At 37.0% G+C, this 15,120-nt stretch carries 16 protein-coding genes and 1 pseudogene; 5 read left to right on the forward strand and 12 right to left on the reverse strand.

Annotation, left to right across the window (positions count from 1 at the left end; translation table 11 throughout):
* Positions 1 to 175: 175 nt before the first annotated feature.
* The 4 genes and pseudogenes from JCM19034_RS09230 to JCM19034_RS09245 all read right to left on the reverse strand — a co-directional run bounded on the left by JCM19034_RS09230 (position 176) and on the right by JCM19034_RS09245 (position 4,440).
* On the reverse strand, positions 176 to 1,195 hold the full coding sequence (locus JCM19034_RS09230; protein ID WP_062049116.1) for a LacI family DNA-binding transcriptional regulator: 1,020 nt from the start codon (positions 1,193 to 1,195) through the stop codon (positions 176 to 178).
* A gap of 315 nt (positions 1,196 to 1,510) precedes the next feature.
* Entirely contained in the window at positions 1,511 to 3,148 is a 1,638-nt protein-coding gene (locus JCM19034_RS09235; RefSeq protein ID WP_062049118.1) for an RICIN domain-containing protein, read from the reverse strand.
* A gap of 313 nt (positions 3,149 to 3,461) precedes the next feature.
* Positions 3,462 to 3,838, reverse strand: a pseudogene (locus JCM19034_RS09240) (VOC family protein).
* A gap of 149 nt (positions 3,839 to 3,987) precedes the next feature.
* Positions 3,988 to 4,440: a VOC family protein gene (locus JCM19034_RS09245; RefSeq protein WP_062049279.1), complete on the reverse strand. Its 453-nt coding sequence runs from the start codon at positions 4,438 to 4,440 to the stop codon at positions 3,988 to 3,990.
* 194 nt (positions 4,441 to 4,634) lie between these two features.
* Here JCM19034_RS09245 and JCM19034_RS09250 point away from each other — a divergent pair, with 194 nt between their 5' ends.
* Positions 4,635 to 5,192 carry an NAD(P)H-dependent oxidoreductase gene (locus tag JCM19034_RS09250; RefSeq protein WP_062049120.1) on the forward strand — a complete coding sequence of 186 codons (558 nt, stop codon included), beginning with the start codon at positions 4,635 to 4,637 and terminating at the stop codon, positions 5,190 to 5,192.
* Between the two features lie 160 nt (positions 5,193 to 5,352).
* Here JCM19034_RS09250 and JCM19034_RS09255 read toward each other — a convergent pair whose 3' ends face one another.
* The 4 genes from JCM19034_RS09255 to JCM19034_RS09275 all read right to left on the reverse strand — a co-directional run bounded on the left by JCM19034_RS09255 (position 5,353) and on the right by JCM19034_RS09275 (position 8,637).
* Entirely contained in the window at positions 5,353 to 5,733 is a 381-nt protein-coding gene (locus JCM19034_RS09255) for a helix-turn-helix domain-containing protein (RefSeq protein WP_062049122.1), read from the reverse strand.
* Positions 5,734 to 7,189: 1,456 nt separating this feature from the next.
* Complete coding sequence (locus JCM19034_RS09265) at positions 7,190 to 7,546, reverse strand: hypothetical protein (RefSeq protein ID WP_062049124.1); 357 nt, start codon at positions 7,544 to 7,546, stop codon at positions 7,190 to 7,192.
* Positions 7,547 to 7,669: 123 nt separating this feature from the next.
* Positions 7,670 to 7,858 carry a hypothetical protein gene (locus JCM19034_RS09270; protein WP_062049126.1) on the reverse strand — a complete coding sequence of 63 codons (189 nt, stop codon included), beginning with the start codon at positions 7,856 to 7,858 and terminating at the stop codon, positions 7,670 to 7,672.
* Between the two features lie 197 nt (positions 7,859 to 8,055).
* Positions 8,056 to 8,637, reverse strand: coding sequence for an NAD(P)H oxidoreductase (locus JCM19034_RS09275; RefSeq protein WP_062049128.1), 582 nt, complete (start codon positions 8,635 to 8,637; stop codon positions 8,056 to 8,058).
* Between the two features lie 139 nt (positions 8,638 to 8,776).
* On the opposite strand from JCM19034_RS09275, the gene JCM19034_RS24030 reads away from it, so the two are divergent.
* Positions 8,777 to 9,271, forward strand: a complete 495-nt coding sequence (locus tag JCM19034_RS24030; RefSeq protein WP_269431679.1) for a LysR family transcriptional regulator — start codon at positions 8,777 to 8,779, stop codon at positions 9,269 to 9,271.
* A gap of 46 nt (positions 9,272 to 9,317) precedes the next feature.
* Positions 9,318 to 9,638, forward strand: a complete 321-nt coding sequence (locus JCM19034_RS24035) for a substrate-binding domain-containing protein (protein WP_269431680.1) — start codon at positions 9,318 to 9,320, stop codon at positions 9,636 to 9,638.
* A 424-nt stretch (positions 9,639 to 10,062) separates the two neighbouring features.
* Here the strand turns inward: JCM19034_RS24035 and JCM19034_RS09285 are convergent, their stop codons facing one another.
* Positions 10,063 to 11,127: an MFS transporter gene (locus tag JCM19034_RS09285; protein WP_082393914.1), complete on the reverse strand. Its 1,065-nt coding sequence runs from the start codon at positions 11,125 to 11,127 to the stop codon at positions 10,063 to 10,065.
* 118 nt (positions 11,128 to 11,245) lie between these two features.
* Here JCM19034_RS09285 and JCM19034_RS09290 point away from each other — a divergent pair, with 118 nt between their 5' ends.
* Positions 11,246 to 12,121, forward strand: a complete 876-nt coding sequence (locus JCM19034_RS09290; RefSeq protein WP_062049132.1) for a LysR family transcriptional regulator — start codon at positions 11,246 to 11,248, stop codon at positions 12,119 to 12,121.
* A 64-nt stretch (positions 12,122 to 12,185) separates the two neighbouring features.
* Here JCM19034_RS09290 and JCM19034_RS22230 read toward each other — a convergent pair whose 3' ends face one another.
* From JCM19034_RS22230 to JCM19034_RS09300, 3 genes are all read right to left on the reverse strand, one after another.
* Positions 12,186 to 12,902 (reverse strand): multicopper oxidase domain-containing protein, encoded by a 717-nt coding sequence (locus JCM19034_RS22230; protein WP_197276374.1) that lies wholly within the window; start codon positions 12,900 to 12,902, stop codon positions 12,186 to 12,188.
* Positions 12,889 to 13,716, reverse strand: coding sequence for a multicopper oxidase family protein (locus JCM19034_RS22235; RefSeq protein ID WP_197276375.1), 828 nt, complete (start codon positions 13,714 to 13,716; stop codon positions 12,889 to 12,891). The genes JCM19034_RS22230 and JCM19034_RS22235 overlap by 14 nt, the downstream gene beginning before the upstream one ends.
* 64 nt (positions 13,717 to 13,780) lie before the next feature.
* Complete coding sequence (locus JCM19034_RS09300) at positions 13,781 to 14,272, reverse strand: hypothetical protein (protein ID WP_062049134.1); 492 nt, start codon at positions 14,270 to 14,272, stop codon at positions 13,781 to 13,783.
* Positions 14,273 to 14,441: 169 nt separating this feature from the next.
* Here JCM19034_RS09300 and JCM19034_RS09305 point away from each other — a divergent pair, with 169 nt between their 5' ends.
* Complete coding sequence (locus JCM19034_RS09305) at positions 14,442 to 15,056, forward strand: TetR/AcrR family transcriptional regulator C-terminal domain-containing protein (protein ID WP_062049136.1); 615 nt, start codon at positions 14,442 to 14,444, stop codon at positions 15,054 to 15,056.
* Positions 15,057 to 15,120: the final 64 nt, after the last annotated feature.

Consider the following 15,120-nt stretch of genomic DNA (forward strand, 5'->3'; position numbering starts at 1 on the left):
TTTCTTAACCACAAGATACTTCCTAAACCGTTAACTAAGGATCCTTTTGTACTCTTTTGTCATGAAGATCACTTTTATTAGATAGCAGGTGGTTACATACGTTGTGTAAGACAGACTCTTAATAGTAACCGGTTACTAAACACAACTACAAAGTTGCTTCTAAAGCTTATTCTAGTTAGCCATCCATGTTTCTCAACGTCGATTCCTTAACCACAAGTCGTGGTGGTAGAATTATATCTCTACTAGGACATCCTTCATCAATCATCTCGATTGCCATTTTGCCCAGTTTTTCATAAGGATGACGAATACTCGTTAGTTCTGGTGAGGATGTTTGTGCTAAGCTTGTATCATCAAATCCAACAAAAGCGAAACTCTTATCAGCATGGCGCTTTGAGGCTTTGATCATGCCTACTCCAACCATATCATTAATACCTAGTAGAGCAGTTGGTAACTCACTATTTGTACGAATTAATTGCTCAAAACCCTCTTCACCACTTTCAATGTTATACCCACTATAAATTTGCCAGGAATCCTTATAGTCTAAATTGTACTTCTTAAGTTCCTTTTTAAATGTACTGACCTTAATATCTGTTGTCGTTATCCCCTTGACTCCACCTATTAAACCAATTTTTTTATGTCCTAGTTTCACTAGGTGCTTAATGATTAATTCAATACCTTTTGCTTCATCCGTTCTAACCGAGCAATTATTCACCCCTTTAATCTTGCCATTAATCGTGATCAGCTTGGTTAACTTCTGTACTTCAATAAGCTCCTGCACACTAGTTGGATCTGGTATTGTATCGTTAATCAGCCCACCTAATAAAATAATACCCTCAGCTTGTTGTTCAAGTAATATTCGGATATAGTGTGACTCTAGTTCACGGCTATCCATAGTATTCCCTAGTAGAACCGAATAACCTTTCTCAATCGCATATTTATCCACCTCAACAAACACTTGTGAAAAAAACGGGTTGGTAATAGCGGGAGTGATAAAGCCTAGTAATCTTGATTTTTTATTACTTAAGGTTCTTGCAATGGCATTTGGACGGTAATTGTATTTATCAATAACCTTTTGCACCTTTTCACGAGTTTTTTGACTAACTGGATAATTGCCAGCAATAACACGTGAAATCGTGGCAGTAGATACACCCACCTCCTTTGCTAAATCATAAATGGTTACTTTTTTATTTTTCATAATAGATCGACTGCTTCCTAAAATTATCTGAATTTTTTTAAAAATTATTTCTATGCTCCTCATCATAAATGAAAGCGTTATCATTGTCAAGGTTATTCTAAAAATTGCGGGCCTCGCCAGTTAGCTCAATTTTACTTTGCGAAAGTTGAGTAATGAACTTACATAGTCACCAAAGGGTATTAATAAATAGATATTCTAGTTTGATAAAAATATTCTCTTTCAAAAATTGTTATTATCCTATCCATCAACATAACCTAGTCCCATTGACTTAGAAATAGATAAAGAAGCAGGTCGGATCGACCTGCTTCTTTATGTTTAATCCACTTTAATAATATTCCATTGCTGATTAAAGTCGTTATTCAAATCCCATTGAACTATATTACCACCGTCGAGTAAAGATCGATTATAGGCATCTAATGCCTTTCCACTATAGCGATTTACTAGAGTATAGTAGCCATCACTTGTTCGTTCAATCGTCCATTGTTGATTTTCCCCACCTAAATGTGTCCATTGAACTACATTCCCGCCATTTGATGTTGACCAGTCAAATACCTCCAATGCTTGATGGCTATTGCGGTTTATAATTTCGTAATAACCCTCACTATTTTGAATAATGGCCCATCGCTGACAAGGGTGGAAATTTCGCTCCCATTGTTGAACATTATCACCTGGATCCGTTCCCGCATTTACAACCTCTAATAGTTTGCCACTATTTCGGTTAACAAGCTCATAACTGGCATGTTCATCAAATTGAACAGGGTTTGTTACTCTCGTATTATTCGTGTTCGTATTACCACTGCCACCTTCAATACTAACAGCTGTCCCAGACGTATCTATTTGGTTGCCCCTGATCGTATTTTGATTCGATGAACCTGTTAATCGAATCCCCGGATTGCTAAAGCTTGAAAATGTATCTATTTTATTATCTAAAATTTGGTTATCACTGCCGGGAGCTAAACGAATAACCGATTCAATATTTAAGCTTGGATCTAATTGCTGTATCACATTATCACGTAGGATATTATGATCTGCCTGAATTAATACTCCATGTATTCGTGAATTAATTACAGTATTGCTTGCTATTGTATTATTATGAGCACCACTTAAGACAAAAAGACCTCGTGGGTAATTTTCGATCACATTATGCTCAACTGTATTATATGCTCCACCGTTTGGAATTCTTATCCCTCCATAACTATCGCCTTGCTGTACATCATTTATCACTTGATTATAAGTGACCGTTGTATACGTAGCTCGTGATAAGTTAATTCCACTACCACCAGTAGAATTAGTAATTTTATTACGAGTAATGAGATTACTATGAACATCACCAACAGCGTGGCTCTCACTACCAAAGGCTATTCCATGCCCACTCGAACGATCAATGATGCTATCTCTGATAGTAGAATTTTTCAATCGTCTTAAGAGTAAGCCAATAGTTACGTCTCGAACTTCTATGTTCTCTAACGTTAAGTTACTAACATCCGCATCAATATTCATCCCACCAATTTGTCCCAAACCTTGGGATGCACGGTTTTCGCGATCACCATCAATTGTTAAATGAGAAACCGTGACATTAAGGTTATTACCACTTCTCATAATCGGATTACCGACAACATAATTATTTCTTGTACCAACCTTCTTTAAAACGGTTTGCCCAATACCATCACCAATCAAATCCACGCCTTCATGGAATCTTATCGCTTCGTCTATTGCATACGTTCCAGCGGGAATATAAACCGTCCCTTCTACACCCCTATCATAAAAATAACGCATAGCAGCATGTAATGCTTCAGTTTGAGATGTCTCAACGCCAGGTGTCATGCCAAAATCCCTAGCATCAACTACCTCTTGTGCATTACTATCATCGTGAGCTAAGGTAACAATGATGAATGAAAATAATAATGAAGTAAACAATATCCTTCTAACTAGCTGAGACTGTTTTGAAATCATTCTTATCCCTCCTCATTTTTTGTTAACGCTTACATTAACTATTCTATTGAAATTTAGGAATTCCTTCATAAATTCGGTCTATTATTAAAATTATTACTCATTTCCCCAAGTTTTTATAAATAACAATTATAATCGGGATTTCGTAAATCTTTCAAAAGGTGCACCAGCTAGAAGTATTCCTTTCACTTTAGAGAGTGGAAATGTCCTTACAAAACATGCAATAGACGTTTGGAATGGAAATCCACTCGTAAAGCCAAAACACCGTCCAACAATGAACGGTGAATGAAATACTTTTGTTATTTTTTATTGTGATTTACTTTTTTTCCATGACTGCAAAATAATTTTCTTCATTATCAGCAAAGTTAAATACCCTACCAGCAGGCATATTTACAATTTCACCAACCTTGATATTTTTATTAGATAAGTCAGTATATAATTCATCAAACTTTTCTGAGAAAAACATTAACGAAGGTGTGCTGAGATTTAATTCCGGATCCATTTTAGCAACGAGTTCCTTATTGTGCAGATGATGCTTGTTTCTGCACCCTTTGTTGGAGCAATTTCAGTCCATCTCATTTCACCATTATCCTCTTTTGAAATTACACTAAACCCTACCTTTTCTGTCCAAAATTTCATCGCTTCATCTTGGTTAGTAACATACAACATAATTTGACCAACTCTACTAATCATTGATTTCTACACTCCCTTTTTTAAGTAATTACTAAACTGACTACTCCAAATCCTTACTGCAGGTATAGGTTTCCTTAATGAATCCAAGAGATCCCAAGCTTCGTTGATTCCTTTAAGCTTGTCCATATCCTTGACGTTCTTTAATTCTATCAATTACCCTTAATCTCATTGATTTTCTCCGCCAATTCTAGAATAATTTCCTCAGGTCCACGAATGTAGCATAATTTATAAGTGTCTTCATAGTTTTGTATCTCACCAATAAGTTCTGCACCTTTCTTTTTCAACCTGATAACAAGGGCTTCAATATCTTCAACAGCAAAGGCAATGTGCCGAATACCGAGAGTATTGGCCAAAGGATGCTGTATACCATTTTCATCTAATGGTGTGTGAAATTTGACTAGCTCTATATTCGCATCACCATCTGGCGTTCTCATCATGACAACTTCCTCTTTAACGTCTTGTAAGCCTATTATCCGCTCCACCCACTCTCCTTCTACTTCTCCTTCCCCGAGCATTTCTAAACCAAAGTCAAGAAAAAAATCTTTCGCGGCAGGTAGATCATTGACGATTATGCCTACATGATCAATTCTATGTATCCTCATCACGCACACACCTCCTATTCCCATAATTTTACGATGTATATCACCTCTAGAATTCTTCTCGATTGCTTAATTTTTCTCCTCTACTACTTACCTTTAAGGTAGTACCTGAATAAATAGTGCGTACTTATCCAAAAAAAAGGGGGTGCTATACTAAAAAGTGGAACAGCATTACAATAAATAAGGAGGTACGCTTTATGAAAACACTTGTAATTATAGCCCATTCCGATATGGAAACGTCTCGAGTAAACAAAAGGTGGATACAGGAGCTTGAGAAATACCCAGAAAAGTATACAGTTCATGAGCTGTATAAGTTTTATAAGGAAGGAAAGATAGATGTTGAAAGAGAACAAAAATTGATTGAATCACATAGCAATCTAGTTATACAATTTCCTATCTACTGGTTTAATTGTCCTCCTCTGTTAAAAGGATGGCTGGATGATGTTTTAACTCATGGCTGGGCTTTTGGTTCGAATGGTGGGAATCATTTAATGAACCGCAAAGTGGCATTAGCCGTTTCTGCTGGAGCAAAACAATCTGATTATAGTGAAGGTGGAAGATTTCGGTATACGTTGAAACAACTATTAATTCCATTTGAAACAACTTTTTTTTATTGTGATGCCGATTACCGATCATTCTATTCATATTATGGGAAAGAGGAAGTGCAAGGGGCTATTGAAGAGGATACCGAGGCGGAAGAAAACGAATTAACAAAAAGTGCTAGAGAATATGTAGAATTTATAGATGCTTTGTAATTAAGAAATTTTAGTGTAATGCAAAAAAGTAAGGGCTGCTGCAACACTGTAATTATGACATGCGGATCAGCCCTTTTTCTTGTTTCCAATTTTATAGCTCGACGGGAAAACTTATTTCCAATAAAACAGTATAGACTGTAGAGGAAGTTACTGCGATCACTTAAGAATATTTGAATTTTAAAAAATCATTGGACACATTACCGATTTTTTCTCCCCAGTAACACATCATATCTAGTACGGGAATGAGTGAACGACCACGCTCTGATAAAGAATATTCAACTTTTGGCGGTATTTGCGGGTATTCCTTACGTATTATTATGTCGTCAGCTTCCAATTCTTTTAACATTACGCTGAGTGTTTTAAAAGAAATAGTACCTATATTTCGTTTTAACTCGTTAAACCTGATGACTTTATTTTCAGATAGCCAATATAAAATGAGAATTTTATATTTACCGCCGATTATGGACAAGGTATATCCAAATCCGGTAGCTGGTAAATCAACACCACTTGGCAAAGAGTTTTTGACCGTTTCACTTTGCATACCAGTACACTCCCTGTTATTTTACACTATATTGTTATATTTTGTAATTGTTTTTGAATCATTAACCTGTTGTGCAGAAACAGGCTGAAGTATGAAGAGATAATACGAAAAATTTCTTAAAAACAGAGGGAAATGAAAACAATCATAATTACTAGTAAAATAAAATAAGCAAACACTGCTTTAAAGCCACGACCTTTAAGCAGACGTAAAACACTTCCTATAGCAACTGGAAGGATAAAAAATATTTTTGCTTTCTATTTCAAGTTAATTCCCAGCTTAAGGCATTTCTATGCCAAAGGCACTGTATAGATACTTTACTCCAATTTTTAATTTCCTCAATTCCACTTATAGATATTATCTAACTATATATTATTAAAAAGCAAATTAATACATATAGAATAAACTTTTCGTTAACCTCAAAATAAGCCTGAAAACAGAGCTTATCAGATAATACTGTCATTATTAATAGAATCTGTTTATTTAACATCTTCGTATTCTCCTTTAGACTTTAGAATACGATGTCCGACTAGGGGGGTAAAACACTTGAATTATTTTAAGCTATCAATCTTCAACGATCTAGTCCGATCGAGAAATGGCGTAATTGTTTATTCCATTTTTGTGTCCTTTTCTTGAATATGATTTGGATAAGATACATTTAGTTGGACAATAATTGGAGCTAGTAAAATAACATGTAGCAAGTGTGGAGTTCATTTACGATGACAAAAAAGAAGAACGTTTAACATCATCATAATAGGTATTTTAAGATGTAGAGAAAATCTTATGGTTTAGCCCAAATTAAATATAAACAACCTGCCAAGTAACGCTCTTCCTTAACTCATTGTCGTCATCTATATTTAGTTGCTCTTCTTTCTTTTGGGTTTCTTTTTAGGGATACTATCTTTTCGTCCCTCTTCTTCCGTTGTACCTTCCAACGTTCGACCGTGAGCGTTTCCTCACTGATGTTGCCAAAAGTATCAGCGGCAGATAACGTATGGGTGTATCTTTTCGCTTCACTGATCTCTTCATCAAAATATTGACCAGCGTCAGCATTAAAACATCTACATATACGCACAGCCCATCAAAAGAGGCATCACTTAATCGCTCGTCTCCCTCATCGTCTTGGTAATGAAAAACCGGTGATGACAGGGATCGGTCGCAATGTGATGACAGTCAATTCCTTTTTCACAAGCATACCAACTAACACTGTTCAAAGTATGAACGGTGTTAGTTGTTTACGATGGAACTTACTGAAGTAACTCATTTGGAGATATTACTTTCATTTAAATACATATTAGTGCATTAAAAAAAATTGTACAATTACTTATTAATCTGCTCTATTATCTCTCCATCTGCGGACAGACCTGTTATGGAGCCAAGAAGATCCTCTCCATCCGTTATTAAAAACCAAAACTTGCCACGGTTGTGATATTCAATAACCTTTGCTTCATATTCATTTTTATTTAGTCATAATCCTGACCTCTGCAATTTCAGAGTCTAAGATTTTTCCCCTAATTAAATCTGTATAATTAGAAAAATTTAAATAGACTAAGTTTGAAAAACTCCAATTTAATTTATCTTCATCATAGATAAGACCAGCACTTGAACTAAGAGATTTCCAACCAAATAATCCTTTTTTTAAAATCGCTGATCCAAAGTACATATCGTCTAACGATTCATAAAAGGCAATTGCTTTATTGTTATCCAAGAATTCTATATGCACAATGTTTGCCGTAGAGTGATTGAATGAATTGACAACTTTATCAATTTCAGCAGCATCGTCTTTAAATATTATACTTAAAAAATACACACACAATAAGGCGACACCAACAACTAAAATAAATTTCAGCTTTTTAACAGCAAGAACCTCCCTCCTTTAGAGTTCTAGATAGCTAGAACGGAAGCAATAAAAACTGCTACTCTTCTAACGTTCCGATGCTTAATATAAAAACATCCAACCAAGTACTAGAATAAGTGCAATAAATGGAATAAGGATTAAATACATTATTAGTTGATTTTTGACGCTACGATTACTGCTGTAGTTCGTGTCTTCTGCTTTTGTGAGTGATAATGTGATAATCAGTGCTGCTAGACAAACAATAGCAACTAAAATAATTAAAAATCTCATAATTCCTCCCGTGTAAGGCTATGTCCTTATACATAAACTTAACAATTTTTTATTAAAATTAAAACCACCCAATTTTTATAATTCGAAGTTATCGTACTGATTGTAACTTTGAAAATCTTATAGATTGTTGAATTATAAAAGCCCCTATTATATCTTCACATCCACTTCAATAGGAGCATTAATCATTAAATTCCCTTTCAAACCCCTTCTTTAGCAAAATTCAACCCCAATTGATAAGACTCGTTCAGCCAGTTCTCCATGTACCCTTGTTGTGGATTTATTGTCTCATATAAAAGGTGGAATTTAGAACTAGCTATGCCACAATAATCAGCCAATCCTACATTAAAGTAATGTTCCATCATTTGATCGTATTTTCTTTTCGTAAATCTTTCAATAGGTGCACCAGCCAGACTTAGCCATAACACATGCTGATGCTTTAATTTATTTGGCCCGTAGGCGAATCCGTAGTTCCAGACTCGGTCTATATAACCCTTCATCTTTGCTGGCATACTCCACCACCATAGTGGAAACACAAATGCTAGTGCGTCGACTTTATTCAATCTTTCCATCTCTATTTCCACCTTTGGAGAGAATTTTTGCTCATGTGAAAACCATTTAGGCTCATCTTTCTCCCATAACACAGGGTCAAAATGACTACGATATAAATCGAGCGTTTCCGTTTCATGACCAGCATCCTTTAAACCTTCTACAAATCGTTTAGCTACCGTAAAAGTTAAAGAGTCTTCTCTAGGATGGGTGATAACAGTTAATATCTTCATTTCTGTCCCCTCTTTCTTTTCATTATTTATTGAAATCACTATGTATTCAGTATAAAGTAGTAACTACAATCAGTTAAATTGATGTTTTTGATATATTAGTTCGGAATAAATGATAACAAACTTAAAGGAGGGAAGTAAAATGGAACTTCGTCATCTCATAACCTTTCATACCATCGTAAAAATGGATGGCTTTAAAAAAGCTGCAGATGAATTAGGATATGCTCAATCGTCCATTACAGGGCATATTAAAGAATTAGAGGACGAGTTAGGAAAGCCATTATTTGATCGGCTAGGTAGAAAGGTAACATTAACCCAAGCAGGTAAAGACTTTCTTCCATTTGCAAGAGAGATTATACAGCTTTATTCCAAGTCTAAAGAGGTATTACATTCCTCAGACGCTATACCCTCTGGTCAACTCACAATAGGAGCAAGTGAATCGATCATGATCTACTGGTTGCCAGATATCATTATGGAATTTAAGGAGAAATACCCAAAAGTCGAATTAATATTAAAATCTATTGATTATGACAACCTTTCTAATCAGCTAAAGAATGGTGAAATTGATGTTGCACTTTTAATTGAATTATCTAATTGGCAGCAGAACCATTTAGTCGTAAATAAATTAAAAAAGTGAAAATCTGTCTCTAGTTACGTCTGTAAAAACGAAAAAACAACGAACCATGCTCACCACGGAATACTCATGTAGTTGGAGACCAGCAATTGAAGAATATATAAGTAATCAGGAAGATGATTCAATGTTAAAAGTGGAGCTGCCAAGTGTTGAGGCTATTAAAAAATATGTTCTTTGTGGACTAGGTATATCCATGCTCCCTCGCTTCATTATTAAAGATGAATTAGAAAATAATCAGCTTGAGGAATTGGATTTAATTGGAGAATATCATTCATTAGGAATTTATTCTGCTATTCATAAAGATAAATGGGTATCAAGAAATTTAGAAGTGTTCCTTTCACTTTTAGCAGATAAAGTAGAACCCATTTAAATGCAGGATCATTTAGATAATGATTGTTCAGCTTTATGAGATCATAGAAGAGATGAGTATAGAAGGATGGGTCTACCTGGTCGTTTTTTCACAAATCTATCGTGAATGTAGTATTAGGGTAAAATTTAGGCATTCATCGACACTGAAGGGAAATTAGCGACAATCAGTTTTTTCCCTCTTTACGAGGAAGGGAATAATTGTATGATTGTCGCTTCAAGTAATGAATCATATAGACTATTCAATCGTCAACGATATATATTTTAAATTGAGGTTAGTTTGCAAGATTAAGGAGAGCATCGTGTAAATCTTTAAACAGTCTCGTTCGAACCTTACTAAAATTCCTGTTTCTCTTTCCTCCTAAACGTAACGACAGCTAACAACCCACCCAGCAAGACAAGCCCCGCTCCAAGCCACGGGTGATATACTACAGAATCGCGGAAGTTAGCAAGAACCCCACCAAAACCAGCCCCCATGCAAGGCCAATATGAGCCACAGAGGAACTGGCACTTAACGCTATTTCGGAAGAATCTGATGTCTCATGTATAAAAAAGCTTTGCATCGCTGGAATAGTCGTATTGGATGCCATGACCCATATCGAACATAATATAATTACGCTTATAATCCAAGCGGAACCAATTGGAAGCATGATCAATGCCATCGTATGAAGAAGAAGACTTATGATAACCGTCCTAGCTATGCCCCAACGATCTGCGGCAAAGCCGCCAAACCTCGTACCCGCAGTAGCGAAAATACCGACAAGTAACATTACCAAACTGATCACTGATGGATTGAGCCCCACAACTTCTTGGAAAAAAGGAACAATATACGTATAAACGGTACTATATCCAGTGATCGCAAATAAAAAGACTAGGAGCCCGCACACAATTTTAACATTTTTAAAAATCGAAAGCTGTTTTCTAATAGTCGGCCTCGTTTTTCCGGCAATTGAAGGCAGCAAACGGGTAAGAGCAAAAAATACAACTAAACCGAGTATTGCTAATGATAAAAAAATCATCCTCCAACCGATTAATTGCCCTAGCATCATTCCTAAAGGAAGTCCCAGCACAAGTGCTGCTCCAAAGCCCATCGACACAGTACCTATTGCATTTCCGATTTTCTCACGTGGAACCAGATTTGCCGCAATGCTGAGTGCTAGAACAGAAAAAACCCCTGCACTGACACCTAGAACTATTCTTGTAATCATGAGAAAACCAAACGAAGGACTCCATAATGCAAGGAAATTGCCCATAATAAATACTCCTAGAGAGATCATCGTGACTTTCTTTCGATCCACTCTAGCAACTAGTGTGACGATGATCGGTGTACCGATCGCAAAGGCTAGAGAAAATGCGGTCACTAACTGTCCTGCAGACGCTATACTAACTTGAAAATCATCTGAAACCATATTAACGATACCTGCTGCCACCATTTCCGCTGTCCCCATTAAAAATGTGCCTAACATTAATAAAAATAAGATTACTCGTCTCAATCTAAACTCATCTACCTTCCTTTTGAATATAGATTAAGTGTATACTTGAGATATGATAATTTAAAATACATATTAATTCATGTATTCATTCCTTATAAGGAATGTAAAGGAGGAAATGATGGAATTGTTGCAGTTGGAATATTTCCAAAGGGTTGCTCGCCTAGAGCATCTCACCAAAGCTTCAGAGGAGCTTCACGTTTCACAACCTTCATTAAGTAAAACGATAGCTCGATTGGAAAAAGATCTGGGTGTTCCTCTTTTTGACAGAAAAAATCGCCAAATGAAGCTGAATGAATATGGTCATCTCTTTCTAAAACAGGTTGACATTGCTCTATCTGCATTAGAAGAAGGAAGAAGGCAAATTGCTGATCAAGCAGACTTGCAAAATAGTCGTGTTATCTTGTCTTCAACCGATCATAAATGTGATGCCGAGCTGGTCAGCTCGTTTCTCACAGCCTCTACACAAGCCAATTTGCGGATTAAGCGCTCCGCAACGGATCAACAAAATTTAGAATGGCTGATCAATGAAGATATAGATTTTTTCATTTCCTCACTACCAATCCAGGAGCAAGGGATTGAAGCCATTTCATTTCTCACCGAAGAAATTTACTTAGCTGTGTCGAAAGAGCATCCATTAGCTCAAAGAACAAGTATCCATCTTCAAGAAGCTTCTAATGAACCATTTGTTGGATTTAGAACAGGGGATCATTTTCGCACTCTAACCGATCATTTTTGCTTTGAGGCAGGATTCCAACCTAAAATAGTATGTGAGATAGATGGATTTTCAGCCGCTAATAGCTTCGTAGAAAAAGGAATCGGAGTCGCTTTTTTGACTAGAGAGGCAAAAGAGCAGGATGCTGCCGTCCAGCTTATCCCCATTGAAGAACCAACCTGCCACCGAACCTTTCAAATTGCTTGGAAGAAAGATCGATATTTGAGTAATATTGCCCGAACATTTCGCGATTTTCTCATTCATTATTATGATTCACACTAAAATGCACAGGACATGCAAAAACCCACCTGCCATTGCAGGTGGGCGTAAAAAATTGAATGTATGTTCAATGATTGTGCTGATGATTTTCGGATTCTGAAACTTTACGAGGAGGTTCTGCTCCTGGCTCGATCACAACGAATTGCCCCATCATACCTCTATCTTCGTGCATCAAAATGTGGCAGTGATACATGTATGGGAATTCGGGGTCAACATAATCTTCAAAGCGTGCAATGATCCGAATGGTGCTACGAGGTGGAATAAAAACCGTATCTTTCCAACCTCTGAGATGTTCTGGTGGTTCTTCCCCATTAATATCGAGTATGGCAAAATGAGCAAGGTGTGTGTGGAAGTTATGGTAAACCCCTCCCCCCGTATGACGAATTTCCCAGATTTCAGTCGTATCTATCGTAACTGCAAAGTCAATCCGATTCATATCCATTGGTTGATTATTGATCCAGCCAGTTCCTGCCAGTTCAAACTCACGAGTTTCAACGGCGCTCATTTCTTCTGGCCAATCTATGTCCACCAATTTCGATGGCAGTGGTTGTGAATCGACAAGCTGTTGGGAACCACGAATTTTCAATAAATCAAACGTGTCTTCCCCACCATTAAACCGCTGCTCCCAAAAACTTAACCCTTCTATCTCTGGCTCGTAGCTCCGTAATGTGACATCCTCTCCGGGCACTATCTCAACCACGATCTCCACACGTTCGCCAGGTGTAAGCAACAGCCGGTTAAGCTCAACCGGCATTTCAAGAAGACCCGTGTCAGTCCCAATCAATGTGTAGACGATCATCGCTGAAACCAAGATTGTAGATTCGAGCATTAGAAGCATTCAATACACGGAACCGTACTAGACTCGTTGTAGCCTCAAAGTAAGGATCATAAGTGCCATTAACCAGAATCTCATCACCGAGAATGCCGACATTGCTAAAGAGTGGCTTACTAAAGTTAAGAGAACCATCTCTATTAAAGTTTTTGTCCTGAATAATTAGCGGTATATCGTCTACACCATAAGTATCAGGTAGGTTCAGCTCCTCTAATTCAAGATCATCAATCAAGAACATTCCAGCAGCACCTCGGTAAACATGCTCAGCAGTTGCACCGTGGGGATGGGGATGGAACCATAGACTTGCCGCTGGTTGATCCACTTTCCAAGTAGGAGACCATGTTTCACCAGACTTAATCATCTGATGCGGTCCTCCATCCATAGCAGCTGGAAGGTGCATCCCATGCCAATGCAAACTGGTGTCTTCTTCAATCCCGTTGGTTACATTAATCACCACCTCATCACCACGAGATGAACGTAATGTTGGCGACAAATAAGGTTCATTTAGTCCCCATGTCTCTGTCAGTTTTCCCTCTATAAACTCAACCTCACCTGTAGTGAAGGTAAGATCGAACACTTTACGTCCTTGGTCATCAAGCGTCGGTTCCAACAATTCTGGGATAGCAAGACGACTTTCAAACATTAAATCGCCAATATTAGATTTCTTGGCTTGATCGAACACCCAAACGATAAACCCACCTACACCAAGAAATATCATAAGACTAGCAATTATTATGAACATCATAAATTTTCGATATTTCAACATACACTATCAACCTCCATGCCGCTGTCATTAATTTATCACTTTACTACATTTACCTGTGCATCCATCAAGATTTTTGATTGTGTTGTCTAAAGCGACCAAGAGATATCCAACAAAGCACATATATACTTGCAATAATAATCGTTCTACCTGTACTAAGGTTCGCCCATAGATCCGCACGGTCTTTCAACTCTTGTGAAAAGGGACCTGTTGGATCGGTCGTTGAAAACACATTAAGTTCTGGAATAAAGTACAAAAAAGTAGGAATTCTGAGCATTAGGTAAAGACCCACAATCATAATTATTGTATTCCTCACTCTTTTAGCCTTCCAGCACAGGAACAACACAACGACGATTAGGATTTGAGCCATTATGTGTAGTGGTATCCAAAAGTGATCAACAGGCAGACCATAATCTCCTTGAAGAATGGAAAAGGATGTTGGTGGATAAGCACTCCATTGGGAAGCAACAACTACTCCTTCATAAATCGCTCCACTTAGTTCAAAGCCAATCACCGTGATCAAACAAATTAATGCAACAAAAGTTAAATTACTTTTCATCATTTTTCTCTCCTTATCATAATATAAATGTACGGTTAACCTATCGGTGATAGATTGACTATCGTTGATAGGTTACCTCGAAAATGGTATACTGTCAAGGAACAATTCAACTTTTTCTGAAAATAGGCTAAAATAATGGATAACATTTGATTGAAAGGGGTACTTAAAGTTGACGACGGGTAACGATGCACATCATAAAATGTTGGATAAATCCCAAATTGTACGTATTGCACTAGAGATCCTGCAAAAAGAAGGTTACAAAAGCATCACGATAAGAAAGATTGCAGAAAGGTTAGGAATTAAGAGCGCTTCCCTATACTGGCACATAAAAAATAAAAACGAATTGCTCGAATTAGTGGCTGATGAAATTTGTAAAAACATTCAGTTTCCAGATAAAGAGGCAGACTGGGATGAACAATTAATGATGCTCGCAAAAGAATGGCGGGACAAACTTTTATCCATTCGTGATTCCGCTATTGTTATAGCTGAAACGGCTCCGACTACTCCTTATCGCATACAATTAATTGAACAGATTCATGATATCTTTAAGAATGCAGGTATGGGTCATAAAGAGGCTTTCTCAGCTTTATGGTTCTTCAACACATACACAATTTCATTCATTCTCGAGGAATACCGTTTTTTAGAAATCGCTAATAAAGAGCCCGCTAATTCCTATTTAGAAACACCACCTTCAATAAACTTGACCATTCCAGACATGAATCAAGAGTTTCAGTTTGGGATGGAAGTTATGATCACTGGATTAAAGGGAAAGTTTGACCTGTAAGAGAAACAAATATTTCACCCATAGGCGATTTTCTCCGCCAATTCTAAAATAATTCCCTCTGGCC

The organism is Bacillus sp. JCM 19034 (assembly GCF_001310635.1).
Lineage (GTDB): Bacteria > Bacillota > Bacilli > Bacillales > Bacillaceae_D > Halalkalibacter.

What these genes read in the sequence shown, in the direction of transcription:
- JCM19034_RS24030 (WP_269431679.1), top strand. Translation starts at nt 8,777, where the DNA reads ATGGAACTTCGTCATCTCATAACCTTTCATACCATCGTAAAAATGGAT.
- JCM19034_RS09300 (WP_062049134.1), bottom strand. Translation starts at nt 14,272, where the DNA reads ATGAAAAGTAATTTAACTTTTGTTGCATTAATTTGTTTGATCACGGTG.
- JCM19034_RS09290 (WP_062049132.1), top strand. Translation starts at nt 11,246, where the DNA reads ATGGAATTGTTGCAGTTGGAATATTTCCAAAGGGTTGCTCGCCTAGAG.
- JCM19034_RS09270 (WP_062049126.1), bottom strand. Translation starts at nt 7,858, where the DNA reads ATGAGATTTTTAATTATTTTAGTTGCTATTGTTTGTCTAGCAGCACTG.
- JCM19034_RS09250 (WP_062049120.1), top strand. Translation starts at nt 4,635, where the DNA reads ATGAAAACACTTGTAATTATAGCCCATTCCGATATGGAAACGTCTCGA.
- JCM19034_RS09235 (WP_062049118.1), bottom strand. Translation starts at nt 3,148, where the DNA reads ATGATTTCAAAACAGTCTCAGCTAGTTAGAAGGATATTGTTTACTTCA.
- JCM19034_RS24035 (WP_269431680.1), top strand. Translation starts at nt 9,318, where the DNA reads ATGCTCACCACGGAATACTCATGTAGTTGGAGACCAGCAATTGAAGAA.
- JCM19034_RS09245 (WP_062049279.1), bottom strand. Translation starts at nt 4,440, where the DNA reads ATGAGGATACATAGAATTGATCATGTAGGCATAATCGTCAATGATCTA.
- JCM19034_RS22235 (WP_197276375.1), bottom strand. Translation starts at nt 13,716, where the DNA reads ATGTTGAAATATCGAAAATTTATGATGTTCATAATAATTGCTAGTCTT.
- JCM19034_RS09230 (WP_062049116.1), bottom strand. Translation starts at nt 1,195, where the DNA reads ATGAAAAATAAAAAAGTAACCATTTATGATTTAGCAAAGGAGGTGGGT.
- JCM19034_RS09255 (WP_062049122.1), bottom strand. Translation starts at nt 5,733, where the DNA reads ATGCAAAGTGAAACGGTCAAAAACTCTTTGCCAAGTGGTGTTGATTTA.
- JCM19034_RS09275 (WP_062049128.1), bottom strand. Translation starts at nt 8,637, where the DNA reads ATGAAGATATTAACTGTTATCACCCATCCTAGAGAAGACTCTTTAACT.